The sequence below is a fragment of the Butyrivibrio sp. AE2032 genome, assembly GCF_000702965.1.
Genome location: NZ_JNLF01000006.1, coordinates 265,159 through 281,958 on the forward strand (window position 1 = coordinate 265,159; position 16,800 = coordinate 281,958).

The following is a 16,800-nucleotide window of genomic DNA, read 5'->3' on the forward strand; positions in this document are numbered from 1 at the left end:
CATTTCATTATAATATAGAAAGCTTAATTCTTCAAATCTTCAGATCAAAACCCGATGATATACGAAGGTCCACAGGCTTTCCTTTCCTGTCCAGCATATTTTCGGCCATCTTTTCCATCTTTTCTACAGAAAGCTGCCTCTCAAGTGCCTCCTTCTTATCTTCATTCTGGCGTCTGTTTCTTCCACCATCGCCCATGTACTCATTTGAGCCTTTTTCCTGAGCATCTGAATTAAGCTTCCCCTGGTCAATATCATTTTTGGCGTTTACGGAGTGTTCCTTGTTCTGCACCTCTTCCTTGAACTGTGCCTGAAAATTCTGCTGATCCGCATAAGGCTTGGCTTCTTCAGCTGCCTTAATGGTGGATACATCAGTGGACGCAGCCATCACTCCAAAGTCAATTCGATTGATTGACATCTTTCTCCTCCTGTTTATTAGATCGGTGCGAGCCTAACATCTCCCTTGTCTACAACAAACCTACTGTATTGAACCGGTTTTTTTACTATCATAGAAAGCTCGCCTATATTAACAGTTGTTCCCGGATAAGCTGTCCCCTCAACTATAACCTCAGCTTCCTTGGACTCTGCAAGCTTTTCCATCAGTTCCTGATATTCATCCGAATCTTTCTGGATCTGTTCTGTCAATGTCTTATTGAGATCAATAAGCTTCTTGGCATTAGCCACCTGATCCGGAGTGAACTTAGCTCCTGCCTTGAGCATTTTGGTAAAGCCTTCTATAGTAGGCTTTATACCCTCAATATTCTTATTGGCAGCTGTTATATTCTTCTGCAGCTCTTTTAACCTGACCTTAAGTTCCGGATCCGCACCAACCTCAATAATAGTGTTGGCCCCCATTTCAGATCCAAGGATCTTGGCCTGTATCTTTTCTGCAGCAGAAACTTTTCCGCCGGCTATAAAACCTCTTTTACCTGTTACATTTATCTCGGTACCGGAAGATACAGTTGAGTGAAGGATACACTCACTGGTTATCCCTCCTCTTGCTGTAATAGTAGCATTTTCTATGAATTTTGTAACTACATTTCCACCGGCTTTTATATTTCCACCGGCTTTTGCTCCACATTCCAGGATTATATCAGCTCCGGCATCAAGGGTTGCACCCTCTACAATGCCCTTAACCACGATATTTCCGCCAGCTTTTACTGAGAAGTTGGAGGCAACAACTCCCTTAACCTGTACACTTCCTTCATACTCGATATTCCCGGTAGAAACATCGACATTTTCAACTGTCAGTACGTCTGAAACAGTTATTTTACCTTCTTTAACGGTAACATGACCTGACTTTTCAGCTGTTAGTGTCATCTTATCTTCGGACAAAACAGTGTTCTTGCCATACTTAATATAGGCAGACTTCACAGCAGCAGGCTTGATGTTCTCGCCATAGACATTTATGCCGGGTTCTCCAGGGACCTCAGGATGTAGTGTTGCAAGTAGCTGTCCGGCTTCAACATTATTAATGAGGTTTAAGTGGAAATAATCCACACTTCCATCCTCTCTCAAAGTAGGCTTTGCCCTGAGATTGGAATTAAAATGAAGTTCAACCCTGGCATTCTTTCCCTGTTTAACAGGTTTGCCCTGGGCAACTACAATTTCAGTACAGTACTGCCTGTGTTCAAAGAAGTCATGAATGGCATCAGTTTGAATTCCATAGGTAATCTTCCTGTAGGCCAGTGAACCAAGAACCTCTTCTTCTGTCATGAGTTCACCGTCCTGAGTTGGAGGATAAAAAAATGCTGTGACAGTCATTCGGTCTTTGGAAACGTCAAACTTACACCCTTCACGTTCAGGAAGCATCTGCGCTTCTGTAAACATGACAACCTCTCCATCAGCCTTCGTCACAGCTTCGTTGATGATCACAACATCATATTGAATTTTCCGGTCATCAAGATAATCCCTCACGTCATTAACGTTTAAGGGTTGTCCATCTTCAGTGGGGGCAAAAACCTTTATGCCGGTGCCTTTGGGAGTTATAACCATTTGGAAATAACCATTCATATCTTAACCTCGCCCAATACTTTATCTTGAATTTGTAATAATACCCAGATAATCTCCTAATCTTTCTCTCATTTTCTGAAGTGCCCTGGTGTGAAGCTGAGAAACACGGGATTCGGAAACCTCCAATACTTCACTTATCTCTTTTAACGTAAGCTCTTCATAATAATATAAAAGAATGACCTTCTTCTCTTTGTCAGTGAGTAGTTCTAAGGACTCTGCAAGCATCTTTTTTAGTTCTTCCTTTTCTATTGCCTCCTCAGGCTTTACAAAAGAAGAACTTCGATTGTTAGCGTCTTCAGGGATATCTGCGCCCTGGTCCATAAACTCATTGAGGGAAACAACACCTGTTACCTTCATCTGATTCTGCCAGTTCTGATATTCATCCTCACTGATATCCATTTTGGCAGCAATCTCAGCGTCAGTAGCTACATGTCCACCATCTCTCTCGATCTCCCTGATGGCTGCATCAATCTTTTTCTGGCGCTGTCTGATAGTCCTGGGAATCCAGTCCATTTTACGGATCTGATCAAGAATTGCTCCACGGATCCTCAAACTAGCATAGGTCTCAAACTTAACGTCCTTCATAAGATCGAACTTGTCTATAGCATCAATAAGTCCAAAGATACCATAGCCAACAAGGTCATCGTATTCCACATTAAATCCGAGATACATGGAAAGTCTTCCGGCAACCAGTTTTACTAAAGGCGCATACTCCAATATCAGCTGCTCACGGATATCAGCTGATTTAGTCTTATGATATTCATTCCATAATTTACTTCTGCCTGCCTCGTCCATAAAGTCAACTTCCTAGTCAGTAGTTTAGAATTGTGGTGGAACGTCCTGTTCCTCTATGTCCAAAGGACCTATCTCTTCTCCACCACCTTCCGCTTCCATAGCGGCTCTTGCCTCTTCCTCAAGGCGCTCAGCTTCAGCTCTTTCCGCCATTTTTTTCTCATAATTGATCTCCACAAACCTGTTGATCATCTTTTCAATGATGAGACCAATAATAAGAAAAATAACCACAGAGGCAAAAACAATAACAAAGAAATCACCGGCCGGATAGCGCTTAAAGTACGTAAAGATAGCTATGATCGCCGTACATCCAAGCACTATCAGCGGAGTGATCAACTTCGTATTGACTTTTTTAATCTGATCAATATCAGTATTCATATAGTTTTCTCAGGCTTGCCAACAGCCCTAATTATAAAATTGCCATTTTCCGGATAAAAAATGACCGTTCTACCATACGAGTCACCAGTATCCTGAGCAAGAACCGGAATATTCATTTCCTTCAGTTTTTTGAGGGTTGCCGCTACATTTCTATCGCCTACACGCATTGTGGTATTGTTGGATTGGAAAGCAAACATCTGAGCTCCGCCTGCAATCTTTGCTACAAGCCTTTGTCTGCTTGCTCCCTTTGCAACAATCTGCTTAATAAGCTCTTCTATTCCTGTATCAGCAAACTTAGGAATATTCGAATTGTTCTTTATTTCAGTTGAGTCCGGTAACATTATGTGTGCCAGGCCACCAATTTTGGTGACAGGATCTCTTACCGCAATTCCCACGCAGGAACCTAATCCCAGGGTGGTTATTCCATCAGGGCTGACACAAATATTCAGATCGGCCATACCAACCTTAATAATCTGACTCATAATCGCCCTTTCGCTTTAAAGATTGCCATCTCCCATACCAAGTGATGAGAGAATCTTGCTATAACCATCCACATCAGGTAGCAAAATGAAATAACCACTGAGCTTCAGCTCATCAAAGAACTGGGTTTCAATTAAAAGAATCTTATCGCCCATCATACCAAACTGAATAGCAGGAACACTAAGGATTGCTGCAGCCATATCAATGGCCACATAAGGTATTGAAGGAACCATTTTGAGGTTAGTCATCATTGAAAGTGAGTTAAGGTAGGAACCGGTAATGATATTACCAACCTCCTTAAGTGCTGACATCTCAACCTCATCAAACTCCTGATCCTCAGGTTTAGCACCGGTACCCATCAGCTTATCAACAAGATGTCTTGCTGCCTGTTTGTTTAAAAGGAACATAATAGAACCATCTATATCTCCCTCAACAGCAAGGTAAATTCCGGCCATAATCTGTTCAGCGCCGCCCATCATATCGCCAACATCCTTAAAATCAAGGAGTCTGACCTGAGGTACAGCCATATCTACCTTTGTGCCAATCATCTGAGCAAGAGCTGTTGTGGCATTACCGGCACCAATATTACCCAGCTCCTTAAGAATATCAAAATACTGACTAGACAGATTGTCCAGACTCATATCTCCCATAGCATTTCCTCCGATCAGCCGGCGTTTGCTGTTTTCTCTTTTGCATCCTTTTCTGATACTACAGCATCAAGGTCTAAGATAGATACCAGTCCGCCTTCATAATGTCCAACACCATTAACGAAAGAAGCATCTGATTTGCCCTTCTTGTCGTCATAACGAACTTTCTCAACATTATTAGAATCCAGTGTAAGAACCTGATTAACCTGGTCTACAATGATGCCTACAAGATCGCCTTCGCTGGTCTTAAGGATAATGATCCTTGACTTTCCTGTGATCTCATCTTCAGCAAGTCCCATCTTCATCCTTACGCTCATTACAGGAACAATCTCGCCTCGAATATTGATAACACCCTTAAGATAGTCATCAACCTTAGGCACTCTGGTGATCTGCTGCATTCTAACGATGTTATCGATGAACTTGATGTTGATGCCATACTGTTCATCATCGATCTTAATTACAATGTACTGGATAAGTTCGCCAGTTTCGGAATTGTCTCTAAGTTCATTCATATCGATAATCTTCCTTTCTTATAATTGCTTTAAGGTCTATGTAGCAGAAACTATCAGATAACAGAGTTTGTATCCAGGATAAGAGCGATCTCACCATCACCGAGGATAGTAGCTCCACTAATGAGCTTGCACTTAGCTGTATACTTGCCGAGAGGCTTAATAACGATTTCCTGCTGTCCCATAAGTTCATCAATAACAAGTCCGAAGGACTGATCGCCCTTTCTTGTAATAACAACTACCATGTCTTCATCTTGAGACTTGGTGGACTCAGTATCAAGAACCTCATTAAGTCTGATAATAGGTGTAACTGATCCACGAAGATTGATAACTTCCTTATTCTCAACAAGCTTGATATCGCTAGGAGAAACATCCTCGATACTCTGAATTGAATCAAGAGGAATAGCGTACTTCTCTTCGCCTACGATAACCATCAGAGCCTGAATGATAGCAAGGGTAAGAGGAAGTCTGATAACCCATGTTGATCCTTCACCAAGCTTTGTTCTAACTGTTACTTCGCCGGAAAGGGATTCTACCTTTGACTTAACAACGTCAAGTCCAACACCTCTACCGGAAATTTCAGATACAACTTTTGCTGTTGAGAAGCCTGGGTGGAAAAGAAGTTCTACACACTGCTTCTCAGACAGAAGAGCTGCCTGTTCAGGAGTTACTACTCCCTTTTCAATAGCCTTATTCTTTACTGCCTCAGCATCAATACCATTACCATCATCACCAACCTCGATAACAACGCTGTTACCATCCTGGAAGGCATGAAGGAAAATCTGTCCTACATCTGGTTTTCCACGCTGAGCACGAAGTTCTGCAGATTCAATACCATGATCGGCACTGTTTCTGATAAGGTGCATCAAAGGATCGCCAATCTCATCAACCACGGTACGGTCCATTTCAGTATCTTCACCAGTCATGGTAAGTTCCATCTTCTTACCAAGAGTCTTGTTAAGATCACGGATCATACGAGGGAATTTCTGAAGTACGCTCTCAATAGGAACCATTCGAACCTTCATAACTGATTCATGAAGGTTAGTGGTTACACTCTCAAGGTACTCAATCTGTTCATTAACGTTGCTGACACCTGAAGTATTAGCAGCTGAAATAAGTGAGTTCTTAGCAATGATAAGCTCACTGACAAGATTCATAAGAACATCCAGTTTCTCAATATCTACACGGACTGTTCTGTTAACAACAGGCTTGCCAACAGGCTTCTTTCCTCCACCGCCGCCACCTGCTGCAGGTGCTGGTGCAGTAGTCTGTGCTGCCGGAGCTGCTGCTGGAGCTGGAGTTGCAGCTGCTGCAGGTGCTGCCTCTGCTGCAGGAGCTTCATCCTTTTCTTCTACTGTCTTGGCTCCACCAAGGTCAAATTCACCGCATTCGCAGCTCTCAACTTCTGATACAGACTTTACTATTTCCTCAACCTTTTCTTTGGGTTCATCTGTGATAACAACTAAACTGAAAGAAAAGTCAAACTTTTCATCTTCGATATCCTGTGTTGAAGGATCTGAAACGGCGATTTCACCGATTTCCTCAAGGCCCTTAAATACAAGGAAGCCTCTTGCAGCCTTCAAAATACAAGATTCCTGAATATGCACAGTAACACCATAAATCTTCTTACCTTGTGCTACTGCCTCCTCTAATGTGGATTTAACAGACGGATCGAGCTTGATTGCTCTATAATCCGAAGAACCATCTGCACCGGAAGCTGCGTCTGATGAAGTATCACTTGCTGCCTCCGCTGCAGGTGCAGCCTCTGCTGCAGGAGCAGCAGCTGCGTCACCGCCGCCACTTACACCATTCCTGATATCAGCTAAAGACTTAATGATATTCTGATGCTCTTCAGTACCTTCGTCCTGATTCTCGGTGATATTGTCTACATATCCCTGAATAGCATCAAGACACTGCAGCAAAACATCAATATCAGCAGATTTGATCTTGATCTTGCCGCCACGTACGTCAGAGAATACATCTTCCATGTCATGAGTAAGATTCTGCATTCTGGTATAGCCCATAGTTCCAGCCATACCCTTCATGGAATGCGCCGATCTGAAGATTTCGTTGATACAATCCTCATTCTCGGGATCCTGCTCAAGGATCATGATGTTGTCATTCAGTGACTGAAGGTGCTCCTTTGCTTCATCGAGAAAGACACTTAGATACTGGGAAACATCCATAACCTATTTACCTCCATAAGAAATGATTAGATTCAAAAGTAAATACGTTAAACCGCATACTTTTGAACATAATATCGGCTTTCTGAATGGAGGAATTTAGTGAACAAAGATAAAAGAATTATAAAATGTAATGAAACCCCTCAATTCACACCGACATGCATTATTATTTCCTGGGCAACGTTGTCAAGCTTAACTACCTGATCAACCAGCCCAGCCGTTGCTACAGCTTTGGGCATTCCATAAACGGTACAGGTGCTCTCTTCCTGACCGATTACATATACTTTCTTTTTTGACTTTAGATTCTTGATTCCTTCGGTACCGTCGGCGCCCATGCCTGTGAGAACTACACAGCATATTTCGTCGTAATCGGATTCCATCAGCGACTCATACATAAAGTTAGCACAGGGTCTTACGCCCTCTCTGGTAGGTCCATCAACATAATGGATAGTGCTCTTACCACCGCTCTTAACTATATGCATATGCTTTCCGCCTCTTGAGATATATACCCACCCGGGTTGAAGGGTATCTCCCTCAGCTGCTTCCTTTACTTTTACCTCGGAAAGAGAATCAAGTCTTTCTGCAAGGGAAGCTGTAAAGCCTTCCGGCATATGCTGTACAAGTACTACAGGTGTTTTAAGATTCTTGGGAAGCTTAGGTATCACGGACTGAAGTGCTCTGGGGCCTCCGGTAGAACTTGCGATTGCTACAATCCTGTTACCGGTGATCTTGCTGGCAGACTTAGTAACCAGCTCCACAACCTTTCGTGATTCCTTGGCATCCTCAAATGAAAAGGCCTTTGAAGATATAGTGGGCGCTTTACTTTCTGCCACAGCAGCCAGAGTATTGATAAAGTGCTTAGTGAAATCTTCACCTCTGCACTCTGAAGCTCTGTCAGGCTTGTGAACGAAATCAAGTGCTCCCAGATCCAAAGCGTCCATGGTAACCTTAGCACCTTCTTTGGTGTCGGTAGAGGCCATCATGATCTTTGCTCTGATCTTTGCCTTCTGTACTTCCTTGAGCATTGTTATGCCATCCATACGAGGCATGTTAATATCAAGGACTACAGCGTCATAAGTATTCTTTTTGAGGAGTTCAAGGCCTTCAATTCCGTCCTTAGCCTTATCAACCACCTGAAATCTTGAATCTGCATTAATAATATCACTGAGTACAGTTCTCATAAGTGCAGAGTCATCAATAATTAGAATTTTTTTCATAATTAAGTCTGCTTCTTTCTGATTTTTCGTTCTTCTTCAAAGATAAAGTGAATAATATCTTCTCTGGAGTTCTCATCAATAAAAATGTACTGGATACGGTGTTCAAACAGCCCCGGCCTGCTTTCAAGCTCCTGAACCTTTAAAACATTACAAATCATTTCATATACTTTATCACTGGCACTTCCCGGTAGTCTGTAGGAAGCATATATGGTGCTGCCCTCCTCATACCTGAAGTTCGCTACAAATCGTAGTCCGCCTCCGCTTATATCTACAACAACGCTCTTTTGCAGGTCCGAACCGGTATCAACAAGATTTTTCCGGTTCTTTTCAAATGCCTCCTGCTCCTCCTTAGATATCACTTTGGAATTTAGTTCAAGAGCGCAGCTGAATCTGTAATATTCTCTTCTCTGAAGTTTTGATAATTCACTGGTCAGATCCATGACAAGAATGTACATATTGTCACTTCTGTATCTGTCCACAATCTTGGCAAAGCATTGGTACAGACCCTTTGTTGAATAAAAACACAGGCTGTACTCCCCATCTACCGGCAAAAGAACTATCTTGCCTCTCTCAAAAGGCATCAGGATCTCGATCCTGTCATCAGACGTCACATCCATAAGTTTACTCATATAGATGTGCTTGGTCCGGGAATCGTCATCCATCCAGATCTTGCCTGTAGCTTTAAGTTCCACCCTATTGCCTGGTGCAATATAGTCAGTGAGCATATTGATAAGTTATCTCCATTTTTAATCTTATACTATTTTATTATACAATAAATCGTTACACAGTAGTATTGGGATTTTCTCCAATCACCTTTGCACTGGAAAGCTTTCTTCCTGTAATGATATGGGAGAAAAATGCTGCCATTCCTCGCTGCTTTACTTCTGCAGCCTCTCCCGGGTTCATAAGCTGATTTGCAATATTCTCAAAGGCCTTCACGGACTTGGCATTAGGATATTGCAAGGATACCGGTGATTGCTGCATTACTGCTCGGGCAAGCATCTGATCCTGTGGTATCGGTCCAAGATACGTAAGAGGAAGCTTCAAATACCTTGCCACTACGGCATTAAGCTTATTAAACAGCTGCTGTCCTTCATCATCAGAGCTTACCCTGTTAGACACAACCTTGACCTTGGTATTCTCCCTGGAAAATCTCGGTGACTGGTTCAGGGCCTTTAGCAGTGAATAGCTGTCAGTAATTGATGTAGGCTCCGGTGTCGTAACTAAAATGATCTCACCACTGGCAACCAAAAATTCCATTACTGCACTGGATATACCAGCACCCGTGTCAATGATAATAATATCTGCAATCGCATCCAGTTCAGCAAGATTTACGATTATGTATACAAGATAATCACGGCTTAAGTTATACATTCCCGAAATACCGGAACCTCCAGAAATAAATCCTACCCCTTCCGGTCCCCAGGTAATGATGTCTTTAATGTTCTTGCCCTGATAAATAAGATCGCTTAAATTGTGCTTCGGTATGGTACCGAACATTATCTCGATATTAGCCAGGCCAAAGTCTGCATCCAGGATAATGACTCTTTTACCCATCTTGCGAAACTGCACTGCAAGATTGATGGCCACATTGCTCTTGCCCACTCCGCCTTTTCCACTGGTGACAGTGATTATCCTGGCCAAAGGCCTTTGGGGCATATTTGAATTCTTAATAATATTTCTAAGCTGTGTTGCCTGATCCATTAGTTCTTTTCCCCAACGAAAATTAACTCTTTCCACCAAGAAGAGTCTTAACGATCCTCTGGGCATCAAATATAGCGATGTCATCAGGAACGTTCTGGCCGTTTGTAATATAGGCAATCGGCGCACCGGTGTGCATCCTTACATTGTAAAGATTCCCCTTTGCACCGGTCTCATCCATCTTGGTAAATATAAGCTTATAAGCTACCATCTCGGAATATGCATCCGCAATTTCAATAAGATCTCTGTACTTAGTAGTTGCAGAAAGCACAAGGAAGTTTTCGCAGTCCATCATATCCTCAAGGACTCTGATGAAACTCTCAACGCCCTGCTTAAGCTCCTCGTTGTGGAGGGAGTGTCCGGCAGTGTCCACCATAATGTAGTCGTAATCCTTGAAGTCTTCTGCAGCCTGCTTCATCTCCTCAACTGAATAGATGACCCTAAATGGGATCTCCAGGATTGAGGCGTAAGTACGAAGCTGTTCAGCAGCTGCTATACGATATGTATCAACAGTTAAAAGAGCTACTTTCTTTTTCTGGGTTACTGAAAGCTCAGAAGCAAGCTTGGCTATTGTAGTTGTCTTTCCGACACCCGTAGGTCCAATGAAGATCTCAGCCCTGGGGCCTTCGCAATCAAGCTCAATAGGCTCAGACTTGCCGAACTTAAGTACCATCTTCTGATATACATTTGACAGTGCATAGTCAAAAGGAAGGCCGGGTTTAGCAAGTTTCTCAACCTCGTCTGTAAGCTGATTCACATAGATCTCATCGACTTCATTTTCAATAAGAGTATTGTAAAGAAGCTTGATAAAAGACATTGTCTCCTCTGACAGTTCAGGAGCTTTCTTTCTGGAAGGAGCACTAACAGGTTCTAAAGGCTCTTTATCGCTAAACTCCTCCTTATCTGTCTTCAGGAAATTCTTTTCCAAAAGATTACTTAAGTTATCAAGCTTTTCTTCAATAGCACTGTTATCATCCTTTAATTCAGATGTTCTTGGCGCAATTCCTCCACTGGAAGCAATGATGGTATCCCTCTGGGAAATATCCTCAGATGGCTTTACCACAGGCCTTGGAGTTTCTTTTTGAGGCGAATAGGTCCTTTGAGGTCTCTCTGACTCCTCCTCTAAAGCCACAGTAACCTCAATCTTCTGAGCCTGGAAGAAGGAAAAGAATCCCGTCTTCTTGGCAGGCTTAACAGTCATTACAACAATGTTAGGCCCCAGCTCCCTTCTAGCTTCCTCCGTTGCCTCACTTTCAGTTTTTCCAACATACTTTTTGATAATCATATTATGCCGTTACCATCCCCACAGATTGTAATTCAATAGTTGGTTCCACTTCGTTATAGGAAATTACAATAAGGTCCTTGTAATAATCCTGTGTCATCTTTTTAAAGTACATCCTTACAATTGGAGATGCCATTATAATGGCCATCTTTCCGGCTTCCTCAAGTCTCTGCACATTCTCCCCAACTGCAGTCAATATAGACTTGGTCCTTGCCGGGTCAAGAGTAAGATAAGCACCAGTCTCCGTCTGCTTAACAGAGCTCATGATCTCCTGCTCAATCTTAGGATCCAGGGTAAGAACACTTGTGGTCTCACCTGTAGCAAAGTACTTACTTGAAATAGCTCTTTTAAGCGATTGTCTCACGTACTCCGTGAGAATATCAGGATCATGGGTTGAAGGTGCAAAGTCAGCCAGGGTCTCAAAAATAGTAACAAGGTCTCTGATCGAGATACCCTCGCTTAGCAGATTCTGAAGAACCTTCTCTATCTCACCAAGGCTCATGAGCTTAGGCACAAGCTCGTCCACAAGGGCCGGATTGTTCTCCCGAAGGTTGTCCACAAGATTCTGAACATCCTGCCTTGTAAGCAGCTCTGCAATATGCTCTCTGATAACCTCAGTCAAATGCGTAGCAATAATAGATGGCGGATCAACAACCGTATATCCAAGGGACTCAGCTCTTTCTCGCTGTCCTTCGGTGATCCAGGTAGCAGGAAGATGGAATGATGGCTCAAATGTCGGGATACCGGTGATCTCATCCTCAACATGTCCCGGATTCATGGCCATATAATGGTCGAAAAGAATCTCTCCATCGCTTACCTGTATACCCTTAATTTTAATAATATACTGATTCGGATTCAACTGAATGTTATCTCTCAGACGAATGATAGGAACCACAGTTCCAAGCTCCAACGCCACCTGACGTCTGATCATAACAACACGATCCAGAAGGTCTCCGCCCTGATTTACATCAGCAAGAGGAATAATACCGTAACCAAATTCAAGCTCGATAGGATCCACCTGAAGAAGACTTGTAACATTCTCAGGCTGCCTGATCTCCTCCGCCTGCTGTTCTTCCTCTGATGAAACTTCTCCTTCTACCACAGCCTCTTCCATGGTCTGGCTTGCAATCCTTCCAAGGATAATGAAGCCTGCACCAAAGGTAAGATAAAGAACTGTAGGAAGTGGTGAAAGGATACCAAGTCCTGCCACAACTCCGCCAACCAGGTAAAGTGTCTTGGATGCACCAAAGAGCTGACCGATAAGGACATGGCCAAAGTCTGCTTCCTTTGAGCCCTTAGTAACCAGAATACCTGTTGACATAGAGATCATAAGTGAAGGGATTGAACTTACAAGACCATCACCCATAGTAAGGATTGAATAGGTATTAATGGCTGTATTAACATCCATCCCCATTCTCAGAACACCCATGGCAATTCCGCCAAGGAGGTTGACTGCTGTAATGATAAGACCCGCTGTGGAATCTCCCTTTACGTACTTGGTAGCACCATCCATGGCTCCGAAGAAGCTTGCCTCTTCCTGGATCTTATCACGTCTCTCTTTAGCCTCTGCATCTGTAATAGCGCCGGTATTAAGGTCGGCATCAATAGCCATCTGCTTACCGGGCATAGCGTCCAAGGTGAAACGAGCTGATACTTCAGCTACACGCTCAGAACCTTTGTTGATGACCATGAGCTGTACGATAATAAGGATAATATAGACGATAGCACCTACGATCAGGTCACCACCACCTACGAAGGAACCAAATACTTCAATAACCTGACCGGCACTACCCTGAGTCAGGATAAGTCTCGTGGACGATACGTTCAGCGAAATCCTGAATATGGTCGTAAAGAGCAGGATTGTCGGGAAGAATGACATCTGCAAAACGTCCGACGCAAACATTGCCGTGAACATGATAACAAAGGAAAGTGACATGTCGAAGGCAAGGAGTACGTCCAGAAGCCAGTCCGGAAGCGGAATAATGAGCATTACAATAGCGGCTACGATATAAAGAGCCAGACCATAATCATATACACGATCTCGAATTTTCTTAAGATCCATCATTATCCTCCTTCCGTCTTAGTTGTTATCCAAAGGATTCTAAACAGGTGATGCTTAAACCTTACCCTTCAGGTGATATACATACGCGAGAACCTCGGCAACCGCCTTGTAAAGCTCTGGTGGAACCAGCTCTCCAACCTCAACGTTAGCAAAAAGCATTCGTGCAAGAGGCTTATTCTCTACTATCTCAACATCATTTTCTTTAGCTATCTCTTTTATCTTCTGAGCCAGATAATCTGCACCCTTAGCTACCACAATAGGCGCATCAGCCTCATCCGCATCATATTTGATGGCAACTGCGTAATGAGTAGGGTTGGTGATGACAACGTCAGCCTCAGGCAGAGCCTGCATCATTCTCCTTCTGGAAGCCTCCATCATACGACGTCTCTGAGCCGATTTGATCTGAGGATCTCCTTCAGAGTTCTTGAACTCGTCCTTGACCTCTTTCTTGGTCATCATCATGTCTTTTTTGAATTTGTATTTCTGATAAATGTAATCAATAAAAGCAATGACCATATAAGCTGCTGTAATCCTAAATCCCAGATCAAATATCAGATTACCCATAAGGCCTATTGCCTGCTTTAAAGGCATGTCATACAGAAGGAAAAGAGATTCTGTCCTGCCTGTAAAAAACGTATATATAACAGCCGCCATAACAGCAAGCTTTAGTAGACTCTTGCCCAGTTCAAAAAGCTTTCTTGTGGAAAAGATCTTTTTCATTCCGCTGATAGGGTTCAGCTTTGAAAACTTTGGCTTTAATGGCTTGGTTGTTGGTCGCCATTTAACCTGTATAAGGTCACACATAAAGCTGACAGCCACACCCAAAAGAAAAAATGGTGCACAGACCAAAAGGATGGTCAAAAGCGCATTGGTCAATATTGCCATAATAGTTGTAACAGGAGGATATCCATTGTAGGTCCTTGTTACATAGGGAATATTGTTGTAGGCTCTTTCAAAAACAGCCTTGAAGTTAGTTCCCATAAAGGTATAGCCAAACTTTAATATCAGGAAAAGAGTGAGCATAGTAAATGCTGTTGCTATCTCCTGACTTTTGGCAACCTGGCCTTCTTTTCTGGCATCGCTGAGTTTTTTCGGTGTAGCCTGTTCTGTCTTTTCAGCGCCGTTTTGATCCTCGGCAAAGAACTGCAGATTATATTTAATTAATACTGTGGAATCATTATCCGCTCTGCATACTTTGTACAAAACTCTGGATCATCTCCTTGCTGTAAATAAGAATGAAATTTGCAGCATCCTTAAGCATTACAATTGTAAATGTCATTACAATAAGACCAACTATGATCTTTATCTGAATACCTACAGAGAACATGTTCATCTGAGGTGAAACTTTCGCCAAAATACCAAGTACTACGTTGGTTATGAAGGTGATGATGAATATCGGAAGGCATATCCTGAATCCGATAACGATATAATCCTTCATAAAATCCAAAAGTACCTGTAACATCTTATCTGAGTTGATCACTGCCCCATTTATCGGTACCAGGGTAAAACTGTCTGCCAGCGCCCTTAAAATATACTGATAAAAACCGGTAAGAATAAGCGCCATTGTCAGATACTGTGAATACAGAGATCCTGTAATGGTAACCTGCTGATTGGTAGCAGGATCCATCATACTTACCATTGAAAGACCTATCTGCATGTCAACAATAGTTCCGGCAAAGGCTGCGATCAGCTGACACAGATTAACTGAAAGGCCAATTAAAAGGCCAACCATAACCTCTTTTAAAACAATGACTGCATAACCTGCCACCGTGTTGTAATCAATCGGATAAAAAGGTACCGCTCCATATAAAAGAATTGAAAGGCACAGTCCATAGCCAATCTTCACAAGGTTCGGTGTTCCTCTTCCACCTAAAAAGGGGCAAACAAAGATGAAAGACATTATCCTGACAACTATAAGCAGGTAAACCTCAAGATCGCCATAGCTGAAGTTATAATCAATCATTTACCGCTCCTAGCGAACGTACTTTGAAAAGTCAGACCACAAACTGGTGATAAAGCCTGACAGCTCAGTTAGCATATGGTTTCCAAGGAGCATGATCATCATGAATACCCCAAGTACCTTAGGCACAAAGGTAAGGGTCTGCTCCTGGATTGATGTAACGGTCTGGAATATTGATACTGCAAGACCTATACACATAGATGTAAGCAGAATCGGAAGTGCAACTCTTATAACAAGCATAAGAGCTTCTCCAATGATCAGGTTAATATCCGCTAATGTGATCATATCCGGCTCCTTTCTCTTTTAATAAAATGATTTAACAATGTTTCCAATTATCAGCGTCCATCCATCTGCCAATACAAACAAGAGAATCTTGAAGGGCAACGATATGGTGGTCGGCGGGAGCATCATCATACCCATACTCATAAGTACCGATGCTACAACCATGTCTATTACAATAAATGGAACATATAACAAAAAGCCAATAATAAAGGCTGTTCTTAGCTCACTTACAATAAAGCTTGGAACAAGTACCACATTGGGAATACTCTCCAGCTCTCCATCCCACTCAATTCCGTCAATCTCCATAAAGAGCCTTACATCCTTGGTCTGGGTCTGGCCATACATAAACTGCCTGAAGGGCTTCATAACCTCTTCAAAGAACTCCTTCTGGTCCATCTGGCCCTCTTCAAAAGGAATAACTGCATCGTTGTAAGCAGTTGTAAGTGTAGGCTGCATGATAAAAAGTGTCATAAACAAAGCAATCCCAATCATCACCAGGTTAGGAGGTGACGTTTGGGTTCCAAGCGCAGTCCTTACAAAATGCAGCGATACAATAATCCTGGTAAAAGAGGTCATCATTACCAGGAGGGTTGGCGCCAGTGATATCAGTGTAAGGGTAATAAGTATCCTCAAAGCGCCATTTAAAGAGCCATTACCATTGTCATAGGTGATGGTTACCGTATTGGCTATATTAAGCTTTTTCAGATCGTCCGGTGTCTCGGCTGTTCCGGGATCATTGATATTGGTCCTCTCATCCTTGGAACCGGTAAGCTGACTATCTCTGTCTACGGTCGGATCCGTAGGCGTGGTATCTGATATAACATTCTCTGTAGCGTGGGTAGTCAAAGGATGCGCAACCGAAAGAAAAGAAAACATTAAAAGACAGGCAAGGGCTGATAAAAGCCCCTTCCTGAGCAGATGTCTGATATTCTGATCCACACTTCCCCGTCTTTTCATTTACTTCTTTATCTCACCCTTAAACTTTTCAAGGATATCCTTGAAACTCATATTTGTTTCAGAATCTTCTTCCCTGAAGTTTAAGTCCTCCCTGGACACTTCTCCCAAATTTGTGATTTCATCCTTGCCAACACCAATAGCCATATACCTTTGTCCAATACGGACAATCTGTATATACTTGGTGGCTGAAATCCTTGCCGTCTCAATGACTTCTATATTACCGGTGGTCTGCTTTTCCTTCTGAAAACCAGCTATCCACTTGGTAAAAAAATATGTGGCAGCAAGAACGGCAACGAAGATCAAAAGCATAAAAACAAGCTGCAAATATGAACTCATAAAC

The 16,800-nt window shown here is 42.7% G+C and carries 18 protein-coding genes; all 18 read right to left on the minus strand.

What is annotated here, in order from left to right; translation table 11 throughout:
- Positions 1-31: 31 nt before the first annotated feature.
- Positions 32-415 carry a hypothetical protein gene (locus BO18_RS29465; protein WP_034452285.1) on the minus strand — a complete coding sequence of 128 codons (384 nt, stop codon included), beginning with the start codon at positions 413-415 and terminating at the stop codon, positions 32-34.
- 17 nt (positions 416-432) lie between these two features.
- Positions 433-2,010, minus strand: coding sequence for a DUF342 domain-containing protein (locus BO18_RS29470; protein ID WP_034452286.1), 1,578 nt, complete (start codon positions 2,008-2,010; stop codon positions 433-435).
- Between the two features lie 21 nt (positions 2,011-2,031).
- Positions 2,032-2,805 (minus strand): FliA/WhiG family RNA polymerase sigma factor, encoded by a 774-nt coding sequence (locus tag BO18_RS29475; protein WP_034452288.1) that lies wholly within the window; start codon positions 2,803-2,805, stop codon positions 2,032-2,034.
- Positions 2,806-2,829: 24 nt separating this feature from the next.
- On the minus strand, positions 2,830-3,180 hold the full coding sequence (locus tag BO18_RS29480) for a hypothetical protein (RefSeq protein ID WP_034452289.1): 351 nt from the start codon (positions 3,178-3,180) through the stop codon (positions 2,830-2,832).
- Positions 3,177-3,662 (minus strand): chemotaxis protein CheD, encoded by a 486-nt coding sequence (locus BO18_RS29485; RefSeq protein ID WP_034452290.1) that lies wholly within the window; start codon positions 3,660-3,662, stop codon positions 3,177-3,179. The genes BO18_RS29480 and BO18_RS29485 overlap by 4 nt, the downstream gene beginning before the upstream one ends.
- A gap of 15 nt (positions 3,663-3,677) precedes the next feature.
- A complete protein-coding gene (locus BO18_RS29490; RefSeq protein ID WP_034452291.1) occupies positions 3,678-4,310 on the minus strand; it encodes a chemotaxis protein CheC in 633 nt (210 codons plus the stop codon).
- Positions 4,311-4,324: 14 nt separating this feature from the next.
- Positions 4,325-4,819 (minus strand): chemotaxis protein CheW, encoded by a 495-nt coding sequence (locus tag BO18_RS29495; protein WP_034452292.1) that lies wholly within the window; start codon positions 4,817-4,819, stop codon positions 4,325-4,327.
- Positions 4,820-4,872: 53 nt separating this feature from the next.
- Positions 4,873-7,002 carry a chemotaxis protein CheA gene (locus tag BO18_RS29500; protein WP_034452294.1) on the minus strand — a complete coding sequence of 710 codons (2,130 nt, stop codon included), beginning with the start codon at positions 7,000-7,002 and terminating at the stop codon, positions 4,873-4,875.
- A gap of 140 nt (positions 7,003-7,142) precedes the next feature.
- Complete coding sequence (locus tag BO18_RS29505) at positions 7,143-8,216, minus strand: protein-glutamate methylesterase/protein-glutamine glutaminase (protein ID WP_081861332.1); 1,074 nt, start codon at positions 8,214-8,216, stop codon at positions 7,143-7,145.
- 2 nt (positions 8,217-8,218) lie between these two features.
- Positions 8,219-8,941, minus strand: coding sequence for a flagellar brake protein (locus BO18_RS29510; RefSeq protein ID WP_034452298.1), 723 nt, complete (start codon positions 8,939-8,941; stop codon positions 8,219-8,221).
- Between the two features lie 55 nt (positions 8,942-8,996).
- Complete coding sequence (locus BO18_RS29515) at positions 8,997-9,920, minus strand: MinD/ParA family protein (protein ID WP_051689299.1); 924 nt, start codon at positions 9,918-9,920, stop codon at positions 8,997-8,999.
- A gap of 22 nt (positions 9,921-9,942) precedes the next feature.
- Positions 9,943-11,202 carry a flagellar biosynthesis protein FlhF gene (gene flhF, locus BO18_RS29520; protein ID WP_034452299.1) on the minus strand — a complete coding sequence of 420 codons (1,260 nt, stop codon included), beginning with the start codon at positions 11,200-11,202 and terminating at the stop codon, positions 9,943-9,945.
- Between the two features lies 1 nt (position 11,203).
- The gene (gene flhA, locus BO18_RS29525; RefSeq protein WP_034452300.1) at positions 11,204-13,261 is read right to left on the minus strand and encodes a flagellar biosynthesis protein FlhA; all 2,058 of its coding nucleotides are present in this window, start codon (positions 13,259-13,261) and stop codon (positions 11,204-11,206) included.
- A gap of 54 nt (positions 13,262-13,315) precedes the next feature.
- The gene (gene flhB, locus BO18_RS29530; RefSeq protein ID WP_034452302.1) at positions 13,316-14,464 is read right to left on the minus strand and encodes a flagellar biosynthesis protein FlhB; all 1,149 of its coding nucleotides are present in this window, start codon (positions 14,462-14,464) and stop codon (positions 13,316-13,318) included.
- Positions 14,439-15,224, minus strand: coding sequence for a flagellar biosynthetic protein FliR (locus tag BO18_RS29535; RefSeq protein ID WP_034452303.1), 786 nt, complete (start codon positions 15,222-15,224; stop codon positions 14,439-14,441). The genes flhB and BO18_RS29535 overlap by 26 nt, the downstream gene beginning before the upstream one ends.
- Positions 15,225-15,233: 9 nt before the next feature.
- Positions 15,234-15,506, minus strand: a complete 273-nt coding sequence (locus BO18_RS29540) for a flagellar biosynthetic protein FliQ (RefSeq protein WP_034452306.1) — start codon at positions 15,504-15,506, stop codon at positions 15,234-15,236.
- 18 nt (positions 15,507-15,524) lie between these two features.
- Entirely contained in the window at positions 15,525-16,460 is a 936-nt protein-coding gene (fliP, locus tag BO18_RS29545) for a flagellar type III secretion system pore protein FliP (RefSeq protein ID WP_034452308.1), read from the minus strand.
- The gene (locus BO18_RS29550) at positions 16,461-16,796 is read right to left on the minus strand and encodes a flagellar biosynthetic protein FliO (RefSeq protein ID WP_051689300.1); all 336 of its coding nucleotides are present in this window, start codon (positions 16,794-16,796) and stop codon (positions 16,461-16,463) included. It abuts the gene before it with no gap.
- Positions 16,797-16,800 lie beyond the last annotated feature (4 nt).